The sequence below is a fragment of the Paracoccus sp. MKU1 genome (assembly GCF_001447385.1).
Taxonomy (GTDB): Bacteria; Pseudomonadota; Alphaproteobacteria; order Rhodobacterales; family Rhodobacteraceae; genus Paracoccus.
In genome coordinates, this window is sequence record NZ_LLWQ01000185.1 from 23544 (window position 1) to 41306 (window position 17763).

Below are 17763 nucleotides of genomic sequence, written 5' to 3' on the forward strand. Positions count from 1 at the left end.
CCCGCCATCCGGGACAGATTGATGCGCGCCCTGTCGCGGCAGACCGGGCCGTCGTCGGATTTCGACCTCGGCGGCGCCCCGCCGGGCGAGGGCGCACTGCGCCCCGCCGGCGTGCTGGCCGGTTTCGACGCGGCGGATGGGCGGCTCATCCTGACCAAGCGCGCCAGCAGCCTGCGCCACCATCCCGGCCAGATCGCCCTGCCCGGCGGCAAGGTCGATCCCGGCGATGCCGATGAGATCGCCGCCGCCCTGCGCGAGGCGCATGAGGAGGTCGGCCTGAACCCGGCGCAGGTCGAGGTGCTGGGCACCATGCCGCCGCATCGCACCATCACCGGCTTCGCCATGATCCCGGTGCTGGCGCTGGTCCACGGCCCCTTCACCCCCCTCCCCGAGACCGGCGAGGTCGAGGAGGTCTTCACCGTCCCCTTCGCCCATGTCGCCGACCCGGCAAATTACCATATCGAGGGCCGGATCTGGCGCGGCGCGCGGCGGGACTATTACGTCGCGCCCTGGGGCCCCTATTATATCTGGGGCGCCACCGCCCGCGTGCTGCATTCGCTTGCGACAAGGCTTTCCGCATGACCCGACTGACCGCGCCCTTCCTCGACGATCCGGCCCTGAAACAGGTGCTGGCCGCGCTTTCCGCCGGCGGTGCGCAGGCGCTGATCGTGGGCGGCGCGATCCGGAACGCGCTCTTGGGCGAGCCGGTGGCGGATGTGGACATCTCGACCTCGGCCCGGCCCGAGGAGACGATCCGGCTGGCCGAGACCGCCGGGCTGCGCTCGGTGCCCACCGGCATCGAGCACGGCACCGTCACCGTCATCGCCGACGGCCGCGGCTTCGAGGTCACCAGCTTTCGCCGCGATGTCGAGACCTTCGGCCGCCGCGCCGTGGTCGCCTATTCCGACCGCATCGAGGACGATGCGCGGCGCCGCGACTTCACCATGAACGCGCTTTACGCCACCGCCTCGGGCGAGGTGCTGGACCCGGTGGGCGGCCTGCCCGACCTGGCCGCGCGCCGGCTGCGCTTCGTCGGCGACCCGCGCGCCCGCATCGCCGAGGATTACCTGCGCATCCTGCGTTTCTTCCGCCTGCTCGCCTGGTATGGCCGCGAGGCCGAGTTGCATGCGCTCGCCGCCTGCCGCGAGCTGCGCGAAGGGCTGACCGGCATCTCCAGGGAGCGCATCGGGCACGAGATCCGCAAGCTGCTGGACGCCCCCGACCCGTCCCGCGCCGTGGCGCTGATGGCCGAGGCGGGGGTGCTGCCGCTGGTCCTGCCCGGCGCGGACGCCAGCGACCTGCCCGAACTGATCGAAATCGAGCAGGAATACGGCACCGGCGCCCTGCCCTGCTGGCCGCGCCGGCTGGCGCTGCTGGCGCCCCGAGATGCGGCAGACGCCCTGCGGCTGTCGCGGGACGAGGCCCGCGCCCAGGATCGGATCGCCCAGGCGCTGGCCATGCCCGCGCCCGCCGCCGCCTATCGCTTCGGCCGCGCTTGCGCCGCGCAATCGGTGCTGATCCGCGCCGCCCGCGGCGACAGGCCCGCCTTCGGCTGGTGCCATGAGCTGGCGCGCGGGGCAGAGGCGAAATTCCCGCTGACCGCCCACGACCTGATGCCCCAGCTGTCCGGCCCCGCCCTGGGCGAGGCGCTGCGCCGGGCCGAGGCCGCCTTTGTCGAAAGCGATTTCAGCCTGCCGCGCGAGGCGCTGCTGCGGATCGCGCTGCAACAGGAGGCAAGGGCCTGATGCATGATTTCTTTGCCCGCATGATCGACGCCTTCCGTCCGGCGGACGGCCCGCCGCCGCGCAGCCTGCTGGCATTCTTCCGCTGGTGCCTGTCGGGCGCCTGGCCGGGGCTGACGCTGGCGGCGGTGGCCTCGGCACTGGGGGGCATTGCCGACGTGGTCTCGGCCGTGCTGCTGGGCTGGGTGGTCGATGCGGTGGTCTCGACCCCCACCGACCGGATCTGGGCGGACCAGGGCGGGCTGATCCTGGGCTTCGTCGCCTTCTTCCTGCTGATCCGTCCGGCGATCTTCGGGCTTTCGACCGCCAGTTCCAGCGTCATCATCGGGCCGAACATCCTGCCTCTGGTGCTGTCGCGGCTGCATCGCTGGACCATGGGCCATGCCGTCACCTTCTTCGACAACGATTTCGCCGGCCGCATCGCGCAAAAGCAGATGCAGACCGCCCGCGCCGTGACCGACGTGGCGACCGAATTCGTCAACGTGGTCGCCTTTGCGCTGGCCTCGGTCATCGGCTCGGCGGCCTTCCTGGTCTCGGTCGATGGCTGGGGCGCGCTGGCGCTGATGCTGTGGCTGGGCTCATACGTGCTGCTGATCCGCTTTTTCCTGCCGCGCATCCGCACGCGCTCGGCCAGCCGGGCCTCGGCGCGGGCCATGGTGACAGGTCAGGTCGTGGACACGATCACCAATATCAAGACCGTCAAGCTTTTCGCCCATGCCGAGCACGAGGACCGCGCCGCGCTTGGCGCCATGGCCGGCTTTCGCGAACGCGCGCTGGATTTCGGCCGCGTCTCGACCTGGTTCCGCCTGTCGCTGATGACCATCGCCGGCGCGCTGCCGGTGATCCTGGTCGGCGGCACCATCCTGCTGTGGCGCCAGGGGCAGGCCACGGCGGGCGACATCGCCGCCGCCGGCGCCATCGCCATGCGCCTGGCGCAGATGACCGGCTGGGTCAGCATGGCGCTGATGGGGGTCTGGGGCTCGATCGGCGAGGTCGAGGACGGCATGAAGACGCTTGCCCCGCCTCATGCCCTGACCGATGCGCCCGACGCCATCGCCCTGGGCCGGGTCGCGGGCCGGATCGATTTCGACCATGTGGATTTCGCCTATGGCCGGGACGCGGTGCAGGACGGCGGCGGCATCCGCGACCTGGACCTGCATGTCGCCCCGGGCGAAAAGCTGGGCATCGTCGGCGCCTCGGGGGCGGGAAAATCCACTATGGTCTCGCTGCTGCTGCGGCTTTACGACGTGGAAAACGGTGCGGTCCGGGTGGACGGCCATGACGTGCGCGCGGTGACGCAGGAAAGCCTGCGCCGCAACATCGCCATGGTCACGCAGGAAACCGCCATGTTCAACCGCTCGGCGCGCGAGAACATCCTCTACGGCCGCCCCGACGCGACCGAGGACGAGATCGTCGCCGCCGCCAAGGCGGCCGAGGCGCATGAGTTCATCCTGACCCTGCGCGACCACATGAGCCGGACCGGCTATGACGCGCATCTGGGCGAGCGCGGCGTCAAGCTGTCCGGCGGGCAGCGCCAGCGCATCGCGCTCGCGCGCGCGCTGCTCAAGGACGCGCCGATCCTGGTCCTGGACGAGGCGACATCGGCGCTGGACAGCGAGGTCGAGGCGCAGGTCCAGGACGCGCTGCACCGCGCCATGCGGGGCAAGACGGTGCTGGCCATTGCGCACCGGCTTTCGACCATCGCCGAGCTGGACCGCATCGTCGTGCTGGAATCCGGCCGCATCGTCGAACAGGGCAGCCATGCCGAACTGCTGGCGCTGGACGGCACCTATGCGCGCTACTGGAACCGCCAGTCGGGCGGCTTCCTGGGCACCGAGGAAGACGAGGACACCACCGAGGCCGCCGAGTGACCACCTGGACCGTCGAGCGGCTGGGCCGCAAGGGCGATGGCGTGGCCATCGCGGGAGAGAGCCGCGCGCTGGCCGCGCTGACCCTGCCCGGCGAGGTGATCGAGGGCGAGGCCGAAGCGGGCCGCATCGCCAGCCCGCGCATCGTGACACCCTCGGCCGAGCGGGTGCGCCCGCCCTGCCCGCATTACCGCGCCTGCGGCGGCTGCTCGCTGATGCATGGTTCCGAGGCTTTCGTGAAGGCCTGGAAGGTCGGCGTCGTGACCGAGGCGCTGCGGGCGCAAGGGCTTTCGGCACCGGTCACCGGGGTGCATGTCTCGCCGCCGCGCTCGCGCCGGCGGGCGGTGCTGTCGGGGCGGCGGACGAAAAAGGGCGCGCTCTTGGGCTTTCACGCCCGCGCCTCGGACGTGATCGTGGACATCGCCGATTGCCATGTGCTGCGCCCGAGGATCCAGTCCGCGCTGCCGCTGCTGCGGCGGCTGGTCGTGGCCGGCGCCTCGCGTTCGGGCGAGCTGTCGCTGACCGTGACCGAGACGCCGGCGGGGCTGGATGTGGCGGTCACTGGCGGCAAGCCGATGGAGGCCGCACTGTTCCAGGCCCTCGCGGCGCTAGCCGATCAGGGCGATCTGGCGCGGCTCAGCTGGGACGGGCAAGCCATCACCCGCCGCCCGCCGGCGCTGGCCATGGGCCGCGCCCGGGTGGTGCCGCCGCCGGGCGGGTTCCTGCAAGCCACCGCCGAGGGCGAAGCCGCGCTGCTGGCCGCCGTGCGCGGCATGGTGCGGGGCGCCGAACGGGTGCTGGACCTGTTCGCGGGCTGCGGCACCTTCTCGCTGCCGCTGGCCGAGACGGCCGAGATCCATGCGGTCGAGGGGCTGGCCGCACCGTTGCAGGCGCTGGATGCCGCCGCGCGCCAGACACCGGGCCTGCGCCGAATCACGACCGAGATTCGCGATCTGGCGCGCCGCCCGCTCTTGCCCGACGAGCTGGCCTATGACGCGATCGTGATCGATCCACCCCGCGCCGGGGCCGAGGCGCAGGCGCGCGAGATCGCCCAGGCGCAGGTTCCGACCCTCGCCTGGGTCAGCTGCGACCCGGTCACTTTCGCAAGGGATGCGCGGATTCTCGCCGAGAGCGGCTACAAGTTGTGGCAGCTGTTCGTGGTCGATCAGTTCCGCTGGTCGCCGCATGTCGAGACCGTGGCGGAGTTTCGCCGGCGCTAGCCGAATCTTAACCTCTGTGGTATTTCATAACAAAACGAAGTGCATAGCGCACATAGAGGGCAGTGATGATTCGGGCAATTCGCGCATTTCTCGCGGTTGTCGCAGTTGCCGTTGTGGCAAGCTGCGGCGGTGGCGACAGCCTCCAACCCAGCAAGACCTATCAGGGTCCGCCGATCACGCAGGTCGTGGTGAAGAAGGCCGACCGCAAGATGTATCTCGTCAGCGGCAAGGAAGTCGTCAAAAGCTACAGGATCAACCTCGGCAACCAGCCGGCCGGTCCCAAGCAGTTCGAGGGCGACGGCCGCACGCCCGAAGGGATGTATTTCATCGACCGCTTCAACCCGCGCAGCCGCTATCACCTGTCGGTCGGCATCTCCTACCCATCTGCGCAGGACGTGGCGCAGGCGGCAGCCATGGGGCTGCGGCCGGGCGGCGACATCTTCATCCACGGCCTCGGCCCCGAGGGCCGGGCGCTGAACCGCCCGGACTGGACCGCCGGCTGCATCGCCGTCACCGACGAGGAGATCGAGGAGATCTTCACCATGCTGCGGCCGGGCGTGCCGATCTTCATCTATCCCTAGGCGCCGGCAGCAGGGGACCTCCAGCGCCCCGCGCCTGACCGCGGGGCCATTTCCCGAAAGCATCCGGCCGGCATCCTGCAAGATGCCCTCTCTGCGGGACGCCTTTCAATTCCGGGCCTGGCCTTTCGCCGCATCTGCCGCTGCGAAATGCGCCAACTGATCGCGATGGGCCTTCTGGAAGGCGGGACGGCTGCAAGCACGCGCGACATAGGCTTTGAGAGCGCCGTAATGCTCCAGCTCACCCAGTTCGTTGGGGATGCGAAGCACGTCGGACATCAATATATCCGCGACCGTGAAGCGCGAGGCCGCCAGCCATTCCCGCCTCTCCAGAACCGCCTCCAGCCGTTCGAAACGCTGCTGCATCCAACCGGCAAGGGGATTTTCCGCCGGTTCGGACATGTCGATGAACCACCAGGGCACGGTGACCATCTCGACCGAGTTCAGCGCGGCGATGAACCATTGCAGCGTATCGGCCCTTCCCTGGGCATCGCGGGGCATCAGCGCCTCGCTCTTCTCCGCCAGGTGCAGGAGGCAAGCGCCGCTCTCGAAGATGCGAATATCGCCGTCGTCGAGGAACGGAACCTGGGCGAAGGGCTGCCGGGCCAGATGATCCGGCCCCCGCTCGTCGAACGGGACGGTGGCAACGGCATAATCGACGCCCGCCTCATCGAGGGCCCAGCGCAGCCGAAGATCACGCACATAGCCGCGCGGCGGCTCGGGCACCCAGTCATAGGTCCAGATTGTCACGCGTTCCGGCATCCTGGCATCCCCTCGGCAGCGAGACCCTAGCATAGCACATCGCCGCCCGGGATCGACACCACGAAGGCCGGATGCCAAGCCGACCGGCGGCCGCGCCTGCAAGCCGGACTGAAGGCGCGGCCCGGATGGGCCGCGCTGCCGGATCAGATGCCGGCGCCCGGCGCGAAGCCGCCCGCCATGGCCGCCGGCACGCCGCCCGAGCCGCCGGTGATCAGCACCCACCAGATCTTGCCCGAGGGCTCCTGATACCAGCCGATGCCGAATTCCGTGGCGCGCGGGTCCATGATCACGTCGCGCGTGTCGCGGGTCTGCATCCAGGCATTCAGCGTGGTGATCTCGTTCTCGTAGGTCTCCGAGATGTTCTCGCCCACCAGATGGCCCGAATAGCCCTGGCGCCGCACCCGGTCGAGCGGCGAGGAGCCGTCCGAGCCGAAATGCCAGGCCCGGTTCTGCGCCGCCATGTCGCGGGCATGGACCTTGGCCGCCGCATCCAGCATCGGGTTCTGCACCATGCCGGGGGCGGCGATATTGGCGCGCAGGGCGTTGATCTGGCCCAGGACGCGGCCAGGGATCTGCGCCTCCTCGCGCGGGGTGATCCGATAGGCGACCGGCAGCGGCTGGCCATCGGGGCCAAGTTGCGGCTGCGGCTGCTGGCAGGCCGCAAGAGCCAGCACCGACACGAGCGCCAGGGTAGAGAGCTTCAGCATGATGTCCTGTCCCAAAGGATATTTGCGCCAGCCATACAAAAGCGCGCCAGCCGCTTCAAACCCAAGATTGCGTGAGGGCCACAGGCTGCGACTCTGTTGCGACAATGACGCTTGTTTGAATTGCAAGGTGCATGCGCCGGGCGTAAATCCCGGTTCCAGCAAGACCTCTTTCGCAAAATCGGGCAGAGAAGGCCGCGGCAAGCGGTCCGTCACAATATCAGGAGCGACACATGATCACGCCGAAAAATCCGGTCTCGCGCCGGAAATTTCTGACCGCCTCGGTGGCGATGGGCGCGGCGGGCCTGGCCGCCCCGGCCATCGCGCAGTCCTTCGACCCCTATACCGGCCAGCCGTTGCAGGGCACGGCGGGCGGCGCCACCCCGGACGCGGGCATGGTGCAATACGATGCCGGACAGGATTCGCGGCGCAACATCTCCAGCTTCCGCATGCAGGACTGGCAGCCCTATTTCAGCACCCTGACCAACGGCGCCATCCTGGTCGACCTGACCTCGCGCGCGCTGCATTTCTGGTCCGAGGACCAGTCGGTCTATCGGCTGTTCCCGACCTCGGTCCCGGTCAGCGCCGACCTGACCCGCACCGGCCGCACAGAGATCATCAAGAAGGTCGTCGGCCCCAGCTGGGCGCCCACCCCTGAGATGAAGAAGCGCAACCCCGAATGGCCGGATTTCGTGCCGCCGGGGCCGGACAACCCGCTGGGCACCCATGCGTTGTGGCTGAGCTGGCAGTATTACCGCATCCACGGCACGCATGACACGCGCAAGATCGGCCGCAAATCCTCGAACGGCTGCATCGGCCTTTACAACGAGCATATCCAGCAACTCTACGACCTGACCAAGATCGGCACCCAGGTGCTGCTGATCTGACCGGGTCGCCAGGGACCGACAGCGAAAGGGGCCGCAAGGCCCCTGTTTCGTTTCGACCGCCCGGATCGGAGGGGGGGTTTGGGCCTTGGCGGACGGTCGAGCTTCAAGCTGAGCGCACGATCCGAACCTGAAAGCAGTTGTTCCGCGCGGATCGCACATCAACGAAGCTGATGTCGTCGCGATCCAGAAGTTCGGCGGCATAGGCGGCAATGTCTTCCTTCGCCACGACCCTGCCCGTGCCGTAACGGATACGTTGCTCTGCCGTGTAGCCCTTGAGCAGATAATCCGGGCTGGATGTCAGGATCGGTGGCACCCCCGTGCCTGCCCATGCCGCACATTCGTCAGCGCACAGGAATATGGGGCCAGTTTCGGCATAGGGCTGGACATGATCAAATGGCCGGTAGGCCAGGATCAGCATTTCGGCCCCCTTGGGAACGAAGTCCAGACAATGCCGGCACGGATTCCCACCGCCAGAGGATCGCACGCGCTCCGGGGCGCAATCATAGGCGTCGCGCCCTCCGTTCCGCAGTTCGTCGACCTTGTCGCTCGGGAGCGGAAGAAACTTGATCTTTGCCATTCGGAACCCCCTGAAGTCAGGCGGTCATGTTCCGATCTGTGGAAGCCCTCGCACCCCGTTTCTTGCGCTCGCATGGCTGTTTCGTCCCGATGACGGGCAAAGCCACCCGTCAGACCCACCCCCCCAGGTTCTCGCCGATCACCGCCGTCAGCACGTCGATATGGTCAGGCTCGGCATTCAGGCAGGGGATATAGGTGAATTCCTTGCCGCCGGCATGGATGAAGGCCTCGCGGATCTCGCCCTGGATCTCCTCCAGCGTCTCGATGCAATCGGCCGAGAAGGCGGGCGAGATCACCGCGATCTCGGTGATGCCCTGCTTGGCCAGCTCGGCCACATGCTCGACGGTATAGGGGCGCAGCCATTCCTCGGTGCCGAAAACCGACTGGAAGGTGGTGTCGATCACGCCCTCATCCCAGCCCAGCCGCTCGCGCAGCAGGCGCGAGGTCTTCTGGCACTGGCAATGATAGGGGTCGCCCTCCATCAGATAGCGTTTCGGCATGCCGTGATAGCTGGCGACCAGCTTCTTCGGCTGGCGGCCGCCGAGCGCACGCTCGACCGATCCCGCCAGCGCCGCGATATAATCCGACCGGTCGAAATAGGGCGGTACGGTGCGCGACGCCGGCTGCCATTTCTGCACCATCAGGGCGCGGAAGAACTGGTCGTTCGCCGTGGCCGTCGTCGCCCCGGCATATTGCGGATACAGCGGGAAGAACAGGATGCGGTCGCAACCCGCCTTGACCATGCGCTCCACCACGTCCGGGGTCGAGGGGTTGCCGTAGCGCATGCAGAAATCGACCATCACCCGGTCGCCCCACAGCGCCGCCGCGCGCTCGCGCAGCGCCGCCACCTGCTGCTTGGTGATGGTCATCAGCGGGCTTTCGTTCGCCTCGTTGTTCCAGATCAGGCGGTAATTCGCCCCCGAGGTGAAGGGCCGCTTGGTCAGGATGACGGTTTGCAGCAGCGGCTGCCATTTCCAGGCCGGATAGTCGATCACCCGCTTGTCCGACAGGAATTCGCTCAGATAGCGCCGCATCGGCCAGTAATCCGGCGAATCGGGGGTGCCCAGATTGGCGATCAGCACGCCGATCTTGCGGGCCGGGATCTGCGGATGGCTTGCGGGGACGTACTCGGCAAGGGTCATTCGGGCTTTCTCGTGCTGGCAAGTGCTTCGGCAAGCGGCATCCGGGCCGAGCCTGGGCGAAGCGGTTTCTGCTGACTGGCATCGGGCGCCCATCCGGTCAGGAAAACCAGATCGAAGGTCGCCCGGATGCGCGTCCCGTCCTGCGGGTCGGCATGGTTTTCGGCATAAAGCGCGGCGGCACGCAACAGGACATCTCGTCGCGTCGGGTGCCGCAGCCTTTGGGCCAGCGCATTGCCCTCGCCCATGCCGCGCAGGTCGCGGGCCAGGTGGAACAGGCTGCGATAGCTGACGATCTGGGTGATCTGGTCGGCGACCGGCAGCGCCAGCCCGGCGCGCGGCAACAGCCCGCCCAGGTCGCGGATCTCGCCCATGGGCAGGACGCGGGGGGACAGGCCGCCGGTCACCTCGGCCTCAGCCCGGGTCAGAGAATCGCGCAATTCGTGCAGCGTGCCCCCGCCCGGGCAGGCGGCGATGAACAGCCCGTCGGGACGCAGCGCGCGCGCCGACTGTGCGATCTGGCCGACCGGATCCTCGGCCCAGTGCAGCGCCATAGCGTGAATGATCAGGTCATGCGCGCCGGGTTCAAGTTCCAGCATGGGCGTGTCGGCAACGACCTTGGCCCCGGGCATCGCCTCGCGCCAGAAATCCGGCCGGCCAGTCACCACGGCGATGTCGCTAAACCGTCTGTTAACCTCTGCCAGCCTATCCTCGATCTCGTCGGCGATGGTTCGATGCAGGAAATCGACCGGCCCAAGGCGCAGGGCGCGGGCGCGGTTGCGGTCAAGCGCGCGGCGGTCGGTCAGGCCGGGAACGGAGGAGGGGCGATCAGGCATCATGGGGGCGCAACATAGGGGGCTTCGCGGCCTGATGAAAGGCGCATTGCGGCTGGTCTATCCGCCGCAATGCCTGTGCTGCGGCGCACCCGTCGCCGAGGAGGGCGGGCTGTGCCCGCCTTGCTGGCGCGAGGCAGAATTCATCCAAGGCCTCTGCTGCACGCGCTGCGGCATGCCATTGCCCGGCGACGGCATCGGCAATGCCGGGGAGGAGGAGGCGGGGCTGCTGATCTGCGACCACTGCCTGGCGATGCCGCGGCCCTGGCAGCAGGGGCGCGCGGCGCTGGTCTATCGCGGCAGCGGGCGCAGGCTGGCCTTGATGCTGAAACACGGCGACCGGCTGGACCTGGCGCCGGCGCTGGGGGACTGGGTGGCGCGCGCGGCGCTGCCGCTGCTGCGGCCGGGCGCGGTGGTGGTGCCGGTGCCGGTACATCTGCGGCGGTTGCTGAAGCGCAGATACAACCAGGCCGAGATGCTGTCCCAGCGCGTCGCCCGCGCGCATGGGCTGGCACATCTGCCGGGCGCCCTGCGGCGACTGCGGCATACGCCGATGCAGGACCACGGCAGCATCGGCGACCGTTTCGCGAATGTCGAGGGCGCCATCGCCGTGCCCGCGCGCATGGCACGGCACGTGCAGGGCCGCGCGGTGCTGCTGGTCGATGATGTAATGGCCTCGGGGGCGACGCTGGCCGCCTCGGCCGAGGCACTGCGGGCGGCGGGGGCGGGGCCGATCTCGGTCGTGGTTCTGGCGCGGGCGGTCAAGGATGCCTAGATAGGGTCCGAACCATGAATCCGGGACGCGCATATGGCCAAGGTCGAGATCTACACCACCCCCACCTGCCCCTATTGCACCGCTGCGAAATCGCTGCTGCGCAAGAAGGGCATCGCCTATGAGGAAACCGATGTCAGCCGCGATCCGCAGCTGCGCGCCGCGATGACCCAGCGCGCCGGCGGCCGCCGCACCGTGCCGCAGATCTTCATCGACGGCCGCCATGTCGGCGGCAGCGACGACCTGCACGCGCTGGATCACCGGGGCAAGCTGGACGGGCTGCTGGGCCTGACGGCATGAGCGAGGCGCTGACGGCGGGGCTGGTGCAGCTGAGCGTCTCGGACGATCCCGAGCGCAACCTGCCGGTCACGCGGGCGCTGATCCGCGAGGCGGCGCAGGGCGGCGCCGACTGGGTGCTGACGCCCGAGGCCACCAACCTGCTGGGCGCCAGTCGCGAATTGCAGGAGCGCATCCTGCATGTCGAGGCCGAGGATCCCACCCTGGCAGCGCTGCGCGCGGATGCGCGGAGCCTGGGTATCTGGCTGCTGATCGGCTCGCTGTCGCTGAAGACCGGCGATCCAGCCGAGACGCGCTTTGCCAATCGCAGCTTCCTGATCGCCCCGGACGGCAGCATCCGGGCGCGCTACGACAAGCTGCATATGTTCGACGTGACGGTGTCCGAGAGCGAATCCTATCGCGAATCGGCGGCCTTCCGGCCCGGCGAGCGGGCGGTGCTGGTCCGGGAGCCGCTGCCCATCGGCATGACCGTCTGCTACGATCTGCGCTTTCCGCAGCTTTACCGCGCGCTGGCCAAGGCGGGGGCCGAGGTGCTGACCGTGCCCGCCGCCTTCAACGACACCACCGGCGCCGCCCATTGGGAGGTGCTGTTGCGCGCCCGCGCCATCGAGACCGGCTGCTTCGTGCTGGCCCCGGCGCAATGCGGCAGCCATGCGACGCATTTCGAACCCGGGCGCCGGGTCCGGCGCAGCCATGGCCATTCCCTTGCGGTCGGCCCCTGGGGCGAGGTGCTGGCCGACGGCGGCAGCGAACCCGGCGTCACTTTCGTCACGCTTGACCGCGAGGCAGTTCTCGGGGCACGGTCCCGCATCCCATCGCTGACGCATGACCGGAACTTCACAGGGCCATGATCCACAAGACGCACGACAGCCCGCAAGGGCATGCCGAAGCCTCGGCCGATGCCCTGGCCGCCAGCCTGTTTTCCGAGGTGTTCATCGCCGACCAGCTGGCGCGCGACCTGATCGGCAAGGCGCTGCCCAAGGGCATGCAGATCTCGCATTTCTCGGTGCTGAACCTGCTGGCGCATCTGAATGTCGAGCGCACGCCCGCCGAACTGGCCGAGGCGTTCCACGTCACCCGCGGCGCCATGACCAACACGCTGTCGCGGCTGGAATGGGCGGGGCATATCCATATCCGCCCGGATTGGGACGATGCACGGCGCAAGTTCATCGCCATCAGCCCGGCCGGGCGGGCGGCGCGGGACGCGGCCCTGGCCGCCTTCATGCCGCGAATCGCCGATGTGGTGCGCGATGTCGGTGCCGACCGGGTCCGGGCGGCGCTGCCGGTTCTGCGCATGCTGCGCAAGCAGCTGGAGGAGACGTTGCGTCACGAATCGCGCGGCGGGCGCTGAAGGCGCCGGTCGCCCGGTCGCCGGAGTATTTGGGAAACGGTGAAAGCCGGCCCGGGAACGCCCGGCCGCGCCGCGGCGGTCGAGTATTTGCCGAACGAAGAAGCTCAGCCGTCGCGCAGCGCGGTCAGGACATAGTTCACCGACAGGTCGCGATGCGACAGCGACCAGCTCCAGCCCAGCGGGTTGAAGACCATGCCGCAGCGGTCCACGACGCGCAGTCCCGCGGCCTCGGCCATCTGCGCCAGCTCGTCGGGGGTGATGAAGCGGCGCCAGTCATGCGTGCCCTTGGGCAGCCAGCGCATGATCCATTCCGCGCCGACGATGGCGGCGGCGAAGCTGCGCGCGGTGCGGTTCAGGGTCGAGGCGATCAGCATGCCGCCCGGCGCCACCAGGTCGCGGCAGGTGGCGATGAACTGCGCCGGGTCAGCGACATGCTCGACGATCTCCAGCGCCATCACCACGTCGAAGCGGTGTCCGTCGGCCGCCAGCGCCTCGGCCGTGGTGGCGCGGTAGTCGATGGCGAGGCCCTGCTCCTCGGCATGCAGGCGGGCGATGGCGATATTGCCTTCGGCCGCATCGGCGCCGGTGACGGTGGCGCCCAGACGGGCCATCGGCTCGGCCATCAGCCCGCCGCCGCAGCCGATGTCGAGCAGCGTCAGGTCCCGGAAGGGCTGCGCCTCGGTCCGGTCGCGGCCGAACTGCGCCGCGATCTGGGCGGCGACATAGTCCAGCCGCGTCGGGTTCAGCATGTGCAGCGGCTTGAACTTGCCTTGCGGATCCCACCATTCCCGCGCCATGGCCTGGAACTTGGCAACCTCGGCCGGGTCGATGCTGCTGGGGGCTGGTCTTTCGGTCATCTGGCCGTCCTTCATGTGGCGGGCGCATGCGAGGCGCTATATAGTGGTGCCATGGACAGATTGGCAGGGCAAATCGGCGGCACACCGTCGCATGGCAGGCTGCATCCGATGGTCGAACCCTTCGACCGCCGGGTGATCGAGGTCGGCGACGGTCACCAGTTGCATGTCGAGCAAAGCGGCAATCCCGACGGCGTGCCGGTGATCGTGCTGCATGGCGGGCCCGGCGGCGGGTGCAGCCCCTATATGCGGCGCTTCTTCGATCCGGGGCATTATCGGGCGGTGCTGTTCGACCAGCGCGGCTGCGGCCGCTCGCAGCCCCATGCCGCGGTCCTTGCCAACACCACACAGCACCTGATCGCCGATATCGAGGTCATTCGCCGCACCCTGGGCATCGAGCGGGCGATCCTGTTCGGCGGCAGCTGGGGGGCGACCCTGGCGCTGGCCTATGCGCAGGCCCATCCCGGGCCGGTCGAGGCGCTGGTGCTGCGCGGGGTGTTCCTGGGCCGGCGGGCCGAGCTCGACTGGTTCTATGGCGGCGGCGTCGCGCGCTTCTTTCCCGACCGCTGGGCCGAGTTCCAGGCGCCGATCCCCGAGGCCGAGCGCGGCGACATGATCGCCGCCTATCACCGGCGGCTGTTCAGCGGCGACCGTGGACAGGAGACCCGCTTCGCCCTGCCCTGGCTGGTCTGGGAAAATGCGCTGGCGGGGCTGGAGATCAACGGGCCGGGCCATGCGCCGCCCGATTATGCCCGCACCTTCGCCCGGCTGGAGAATCACTATTTCGCCCATGGCTGCTTCCTGGCCGAGGGCCAGCTGCTGCGCGACCGGCATCGCATCGAGCACATCCCCGCCGTGATCGTGCAGGGCCGCTATGACATGGTCTGCCCGCCCGCCACTGCCTGGGAGCTGGCCGAGGGCTGGGACCGGGCCGAGTTGCGGCTGGTCCCCGCCTCGGGCCATGCGCTGAGCGAGCCGCGAATCGCCGCGGAACTCGTGCGGGTGATGGATGGTTTCCGCGATGCGGCAAGACGGGCCTGACCCGTTCGTGGCAGGGCGCGCGGCAGCCGGTTTTCGGCCCTTGCCCAGCGATCCGAAAACGCCGCGGCGGTTTTCCTTGCAATCCCTCGCGCCCCGTCCTATATGCGCCTCAACAGCGGCGCAGGCGTCCACACCCTGCCCACCGGGAAGACGCACGGGCCGCCTCGGCCCGTTTTTTGTATTTGGGGGTTCAGAATGACCGACCTCATCGCCAAGACCGCCATCGACCGGCGTCTGGCCGAGATCATCGCCCCGGTCATCGAGGATCTGGGTTTCGAACTGGTGCGCATCCGCCTGCAAGGCGGCAAGACCGCCACGCTTCAGATCATGGCCGACCGGCCGGAAGGCGGCATCAATGTCGACGACTGCGCCGATATCTCGACCGCCGTCAGCGCGATCCTCGATGTCGAGGACCCGCTGGAGGACGCCTATCACCTGGAGGTGTCCAGCCCCGGCATCGACCGGCCGCTGACCCGGCTGAAGGATTTCGAGACCTTCGAGGGCTACGAGGCGCGGCTGGAGACCAACCAGCCCATCGACGGGCGCAAACGCTTCAAGGGCGTCCTGGCGGGCGTCGAGAAGGGTGAGGGCGGTGACGAGGTGCTGCTGAACATCGAGGAAGCCGGCGAGGTCCAGACCATCGGGCTGAACTTCGACTGGCTCTCGGACGCCAAGCTGGTGCTGACCGACGAACTGATCGCCGAGATGCTGCGGCAAAAGAAGGATGCGGGCGTGCAGATCGAGAATCTGGACGAAGCCGCCTTTGACGAGATCGAAACGGAAGCCGGCGAAGACAACGCCGCCGCGAAGGAGTGAGGAATGGCCATCACCTCTGCCAACCAGCTTGAGCTGCTGCAAACCGCCGAGGCCGTTGCGCGGGAAAAGATGATCGACCCCGATCTGGTGATCGAGGCGATGGAGGACAGCCTGGCCCGGGCGGCAAAATCGCGTTACGGCTCGGAAATGGACATCCGCGTCCATATCGACCGCAAGACCGGCAATGCCACCTTCACCCGCGCCCGCACCGTGGTCGAGGATGAGGCGGTCGAAAATTACCAGGCACAATTCACCGCCGACCAGGCCGCGCCCTATTTCGAAGCCTCGAAGGACGGCCGCGCCTATTGGCTGCGCGACGGCGCGCGGCTGAGCGATTTCTCGGGCAAGCCGCAGCCCGGCGACGTGTTCGAGGAGCAGGTGCCGCCGGTCGATCTGGGCCGCATCGCCGCGCAATCGGCCAAGCAGGTGATCCTGCAAAAGGTCCGCGAGGCCGAGCGCGACCGCCAGTATGAGGAATTCAAGGACCGCGTCGGCAGCATCATCAACGGCGTCGTCAAGCGCGAGGAATACGGCAACATCATCGTGGACGTGGGCCGCGGCGAGGCGATCCTGCGCCGCAACGAGAAGATCGGCCGCGAAAGCTATCGCCCGAACGACCGCATCCGCGCCTATGTCAAGGACGTGCGCCGCGAGGCCCGCGGGCCGCAGATCTTCCTGTCGCGCACCGATCCGCAGTTCATGGCCGAGCTGTTCAAGATGGAAGTGCCGGAAATCTATGACGGCGTGATCGAGATCAAGGCCGTGGCCCGCGATCCCGGCTCGCGCGCCAAGATCGCGGTGATCTCCTATGACAACTCGATCGACCCGGTCGGCGCCTGCGTCGGCATGCGCGGCTCGCGCGTGCAGGCCGTGGTGGGCGAGTTGCAGGGCGAAAAGATCGACATCATCCCGTGGTCCGACGATCAGGCGACCTTCCTCGTCAACGCGCTGCAACCGGCCGAGGTGGCGAAGGTCGTCTTCGACGAGGACGCCACCCGCATCGAGGTGGTGGTGCCGGACGAGCAACTGTCGCTCGCCATCGGCCGTCGCGGCCAGAACGTGCGGCTGGCCAGCCAGCTGACGGGCCTCGACATCGACATCCTCACCGAAGAGGAGGAATCGAAGCGCCGCCAGGCCGAGTTCAACGCCCGCACCAAGCTGTTCATGGACACGCTGGACCTGGACGAGTTCTTTGCCCAGCTTCTGGTCGCCGAAGGCTTCACCAATCTGGAAGAAGTCGCCTATGTCGATCTGGACGAGCTGCTGTCCATCGAGGGCGTGGACGAAGGCACCGCCGAGGAGCTCCAGACCCGCGCCCGCGAGCATCTGGAGGCCGCGAACAAGGCCGCGCTGGAGAACGCCCGCGCCCTGGGCGTCGAGGACAGCCTGGTCGAGTTCGAGGGGCTGACCCCGCAGATGGTCGAGGCGCTGGCCAAGGACGGCGTCAAGACGCTGGAGGATTTCGCCACCTGCGCCGACTGGGAGCTGGCCGGCGGCTGGACCACGCAGAACGGCCAGCGCGTCAAGGACGACGGCATCCTGGAGCCCTTCGACGTCAGCCTGGAGGAGGCACAGAATCTGGTGATGACCGCCCGGGTGATGCTGGGCTGGGTCGATCCGACCGAGCTCGAATCGGCCGAGGAGGCCGAGGGCGAGGGCGACGAACAGGAGGCCGGGGTGTAACGCCCCGGGAGGCAGATGACACGCGGGGGCCGTATCAAGGACCGCGAGACGCCCGAACGGCGCTGCATCGTCACGGGCGAGGTCCAGCCGAAGGCTGGGCTGATCCGCTTTGTCGCGGGCCCCGATGGCGAGGTGGTGCCGGATCTGGCCGAGAAGCTGCCCGGACGCGGCTTTTGGGTCGTGGCCGACCGGCAGGCGCTGGACAGGGCGGCCGCCAAGGGCTTGTTTTCGCGCGGCGCCAAGGCGCGGGTGACCGCCCCGCCCGAGCTGTTGGCGATGATCGAATCCGGCCTGGCGCGGCGGGTGACGGACACGCTGTCGCTGGCGCGCAAAGCCGGGCTGGCGGTCGCCGGCTTCGAAAAGGTCAAGGATTGGCTGGCGGCTGGCAAGGCCAAGGTGCTCTTGCAGGCCAGTGACGGATCGGAACGCGGCAAGGGCAAGCTCTGGACCCCTCCCGGGGGCCGGTGGTTCGGCTGCATGACCGCATCAGAATTGGGTTTGTCCTTTGGGCGCGATCATGTCATACACAGCGCGCTTGCGCCGGGGGGCCTGACCGAAAAATTGATCAGGGACGCGAGCAGACTGACGGGTCTGCGCGGGCATGACGGCGGTGCACCCGCCGGGAAGGAATGAAGATCGG

Annotated in this window: 20 protein-coding genes; 14 read left to right on the forward strand and 6 right to left on the reverse strand. The window is 68.5% G+C overall.

The features are described from left to right. Positions 1-21 precede the first annotated feature (21 nt). The 5 genes from AQY21_RS15090 (at position 22) to AQY21_RS15110 (ending at position 5411) form a co-directional block, all read left to right on the forward strand. The gene (locus AQY21_RS15090) at positions 22-582 is read left to right on the forward strand and encodes a CoA pyrophosphatase (protein ID WP_369807785.1); all 561 of its coding nucleotides are present in this window, start codon (positions 22-24) and stop codon (positions 580-582) included. Next, positions 579-1745: a CCA tRNA nucleotidyltransferase gene (locus tag AQY21_RS15095; protein WP_058098447.1), complete on the forward strand. Its 1167-nt coding sequence runs from the start codon at positions 579-581 to the stop codon at positions 1743-1745. The genes AQY21_RS15090 and AQY21_RS15095 overlap by 4 nt, the downstream gene beginning before the upstream one ends. Continuing rightward, complete coding sequence (locus AQY21_RS15100) at positions 1745-3613, forward strand: ABC transporter ATP-binding protein (protein WP_058098448.1); 1869 nt, start codon at positions 1745-1747, stop codon at positions 3611-3613. Before AQY21_RS15095 ends, AQY21_RS15100 begins: the two co-directional genes overlap by 1 nt. Further along, positions 3610-4830 (forward strand): class I SAM-dependent RNA methyltransferase, encoded by a 1221-nt coding sequence (locus tag AQY21_RS15105; RefSeq protein WP_058098449.1) that lies wholly within the window; start codon positions 3610-3612, stop codon positions 4828-4830. Before AQY21_RS15100 ends, AQY21_RS15105 begins: the two co-directional genes overlap by 4 nt. A gap of 65 nt (positions 4831-4895) precedes the next feature. Further along, a complete protein-coding gene (locus tag AQY21_RS15110; protein ID WP_082658124.1) occupies positions 4896-5411 on the forward strand; it encodes a murein L,D-transpeptidase family protein in 516 nt (171 codons plus the stop codon). A gap of 105 nt (positions 5412-5516) precedes the next feature. Here AQY21_RS15110 and AQY21_RS15115 read toward each other — a convergent pair whose 3' ends face one another. Beyond that, positions 5517-6158 (reverse strand): glutathione S-transferase family protein, encoded by a 642-nt coding sequence (locus tag AQY21_RS15115; protein WP_369807786.1) that lies wholly within the window; start codon positions 6156-6158, stop codon positions 5517-5519. Positions 6159-6313: 155 nt separating this feature from the next. Beyond that, on the reverse strand, positions 6314-6877 hold the full coding sequence (locus tag AQY21_RS15120; protein WP_058098483.1) for a CAP domain-containing protein: 564 nt from the start codon (positions 6875-6877) through the stop codon (positions 6314-6316). 230 nt (positions 6878-7107) lie between these two features. Between AQY21_RS15120 and AQY21_RS15125 the strand changes: the two genes are divergently transcribed. Then, positions 7108-7761 (forward strand): L,D-transpeptidase, encoded by a 654-nt coding sequence (locus AQY21_RS15125; RefSeq protein WP_058098451.1) that lies wholly within the window; start codon positions 7108-7110, stop codon positions 7759-7761. A gap of 103 nt (positions 7762-7864) precedes the next feature. Here AQY21_RS15125 and AQY21_RS15130 read toward each other — a convergent pair whose 3' ends face one another. The 3 genes from AQY21_RS15130 to AQY21_RS15140 form a co-directional block, all read right to left on the reverse strand. Beyond that, positions 7865-8338 carry a DUF1203 domain-containing protein gene (locus AQY21_RS15130; RefSeq protein WP_058098452.1) on the reverse strand — a complete coding sequence of 158 codons (474 nt, stop codon included), beginning with the start codon at positions 8336-8338 and terminating at the stop codon, positions 7865-7867. Between the two features lie 109 nt (positions 8339-8447). Continuing rightward, a complete protein-coding gene (gene hemH, locus AQY21_RS15135; RefSeq protein WP_058098453.1) occupies positions 8448-9479 on the reverse strand; it encodes a ferrochelatase in 1032 nt (343 codons plus the stop codon). Next, the gene (locus AQY21_RS15140; protein ID WP_058098454.1) at positions 9476-10315 is read right to left on the reverse strand and encodes a methyltransferase domain-containing protein; all 840 of its coding nucleotides are present in this window, start codon (positions 10313-10315) and stop codon (positions 9476-9478) included. Before AQY21_RS15140 ends, hemH begins: the two co-directional genes overlap by 4 nt. A 31-nt stretch (positions 10316-10346) precedes the next feature. On the opposite strand from AQY21_RS15140, the gene AQY21_RS15145 reads away from it, so the two are divergent. From AQY21_RS15145 to AQY21_RS15160, 4 genes are read left to right on the forward strand one after another with little or no spacing between them, the layout of a single operon-like run. Beyond that, the gene (locus AQY21_RS15145; protein ID WP_082658127.1) at positions 10347-11084 is read left to right on the forward strand and encodes a ComF family protein; all 738 of its coding nucleotides are present in this window, start codon (positions 10347-10349) and stop codon (positions 11082-11084) included. Between the two features lie 33 nt (positions 11085-11117). Further along, positions 11118-11381 (forward strand): glutaredoxin 3, encoded by a 264-nt coding sequence (gene grxC / locus AQY21_RS15150; RefSeq protein ID WP_058098456.1) that lies wholly within the window; start codon positions 11118-11120, stop codon positions 11379-11381. Further along, entirely contained in the window at positions 11378-12229 is an 852-nt protein-coding gene (locus AQY21_RS15155; protein WP_203416515.1) for a carbon-nitrogen hydrolase family protein, read from the forward strand. Before grxC ends, AQY21_RS15155 begins: the two co-directional genes overlap by 4 nt. Beyond that, positions 12226-12729 (forward strand): MarR family winged helix-turn-helix transcriptional regulator, encoded by a 504-nt coding sequence (locus AQY21_RS15160; RefSeq protein WP_058098457.1) that lies wholly within the window; start codon positions 12226-12228, stop codon positions 12727-12729. The genes AQY21_RS15155 and AQY21_RS15160 overlap by 4 nt, the downstream gene beginning before the upstream one ends. Positions 12730-12833: 104 nt before the next feature. On the opposite strand, the gene ubiG is transcribed toward AQY21_RS15160, so the two are convergent. After that, positions 12834-13586: a bifunctional 2-polyprenyl-6-hydroxyphenol methylase/3-demethylubiquinol 3-O-methyltransferase UbiG gene (gene ubiG / locus AQY21_RS15165; protein WP_058098485.1), complete on the reverse strand. Its 753-nt coding sequence runs from the start codon at positions 13584-13586 to the stop codon at positions 12834-12836. A gap of 51 nt (positions 13587-13637) precedes the next feature. Between ubiG and pip the strand changes: the two genes are divergently transcribed. The 4 genes from pip to AQY21_RS15185 all read left to right on the forward strand — a co-directional run bounded on the left by pip (position 13638) and on the right by AQY21_RS15185 (position 17756). Further along, positions 13638-14624, forward strand: a complete 987-nt coding sequence (gene pip / locus AQY21_RS15170) for a prolyl aminopeptidase (protein WP_058098458.1) — start codon at positions 13638-13640, stop codon at positions 14622-14624. Between the two features lie 195 nt (positions 14625-14819). Then, positions 14820-15440, forward strand: coding sequence for a ribosome maturation factor RimP (rimP, locus tag AQY21_RS15175; RefSeq protein WP_058098459.1), 621 nt, complete (start codon positions 14820-14822; stop codon positions 15438-15440). A gap of 3 nt (positions 15441-15443) precedes the next feature. Beyond that, positions 15444-17123, forward strand: a complete 1680-nt coding sequence (gene nusA, locus AQY21_RS15180) for a transcription termination factor NusA (protein ID WP_058098460.1) — start codon at positions 15444-15446, stop codon at positions 17121-17123. A 15-nt stretch (positions 17124-17138) separates the two neighbouring features. Continuing rightward, on the forward strand, positions 17139-17756 hold the full coding sequence (locus AQY21_RS15185) for an RNA-binding protein (protein ID WP_058098461.1): 618 nt from the start codon (positions 17139-17141) through the stop codon (positions 17754-17756). Positions 17757-17763: the final 7 nt, after the last annotated feature.

What these genes read in the sequence shown, in the direction of transcription:
- AQY21_RS15090 (WP_369807785.1), top strand. Translation starts at nt 22, where the DNA reads ATGCGCGCCCTGTCGCGGCAGACCGGGCCGTCGTCGGATTTCGACCTC.
- AQY21_RS15185 (WP_058098461.1), top strand. Translation starts at nt 17,139, where the DNA reads ATGACACGCGGGGGCCGTATCAAGGACCGCGAGACGCCCGAACGGCGC.
- AQY21_RS15100 (WP_058098448.1), top strand. Translation starts at nt 1,745, where the DNA reads ATGCATGATTTCTTTGCCCGCATGATCGACGCCTTCCGTCCGGCGGAC.
- AQY21_RS15155 (WP_203416515.1), top strand. Translation starts at nt 11,378, where the DNA reads ATGAGCGAGGCGCTGACGGCGGGGCTGGTGCAGCTGAGCGTCTCGGAC.
- AQY21_RS15095 (WP_058098447.1), top strand. Translation starts at nt 579, where the DNA reads ATGACCCGACTGACCGCGCCCTTCCTCGACGATCCGGCCCTGAAACAG.
- ubiG (WP_058098485.1), bottom strand. Translation starts at nt 13,586, where the DNA reads ATGACCGAAAGACCAGCCCCCAGCAGCATCGACCCGGCCGAGGTTGCC.
- AQY21_RS15120 (WP_058098483.1), bottom strand. Translation starts at nt 6,877, where the DNA reads ATGCTGAAGCTCTCTACCCTGGCGCTCGTGTCGGTGCTGGCTCTTGCG.
- AQY21_RS15125 (WP_058098451.1), top strand. Translation starts at nt 7,108, where the DNA reads ATGATCACGCCGAAAAATCCGGTCTCGCGCCGGAAATTTCTGACCGCC.
- AQY21_RS15140 (WP_058098454.1), bottom strand. Translation starts at nt 10,315, where the DNA reads ATGATGCCTGATCGCCCCTCCTCCGTTCCCGGCCTGACCGACCGCCGC.
- grxC (WP_058098456.1), top strand. Translation starts at nt 11,118, where the DNA reads ATGGCCAAGGTCGAGATCTACACCACCCCCACCTGCCCCTATTGCACC.
- pip (WP_058098458.1), top strand. Translation starts at nt 13,638, where the DNA reads ATGGACAGATTGGCAGGGCAAATCGGCGGCACACCGTCGCATGGCAGG.
- nusA (WP_058098460.1), top strand. Translation starts at nt 15,444, where the DNA reads ATGGCCATCACCTCTGCCAACCAGCTTGAGCTGCTGCAAACCGCCGAG.
- AQY21_RS15130 (WP_058098452.1), bottom strand. Translation starts at nt 8,338, where the DNA reads ATGGCAAAGATCAAGTTTCTTCCGCTCCCGAGCGACAAGGTCGACGAA.
- rimP (WP_058098459.1), top strand. Translation starts at nt 14,820, where the DNA reads ATGACCGACCTCATCGCCAAGACCGCCATCGACCGGCGTCTGGCCGAG.
- hemH (WP_058098453.1), bottom strand. Translation starts at nt 9,479, where the DNA reads ATGACCCTTGCCGAGTACGTCCCCGCAAGCCATCCGCAGATCCCGGCC.
- AQY21_RS15145 (WP_082658127.1), top strand. Translation starts at nt 10,347, where the DNA reads ATGAAAGGCGCATTGCGGCTGGTCTATCCGCCGCAATGCCTGTGCTGC.
- AQY21_RS15160 (WP_058098457.1), top strand. Translation starts at nt 12,226, where the DNA reads ATGATCCACAAGACGCACGACAGCCCGCAAGGGCATGCCGAAGCCTCG.
- AQY21_RS15110 (WP_082658124.1), top strand. Translation starts at nt 4,896, where the DNA reads ATGATTCGGGCAATTCGCGCATTTCTCGCGGTTGTCGCAGTTGCCGTT.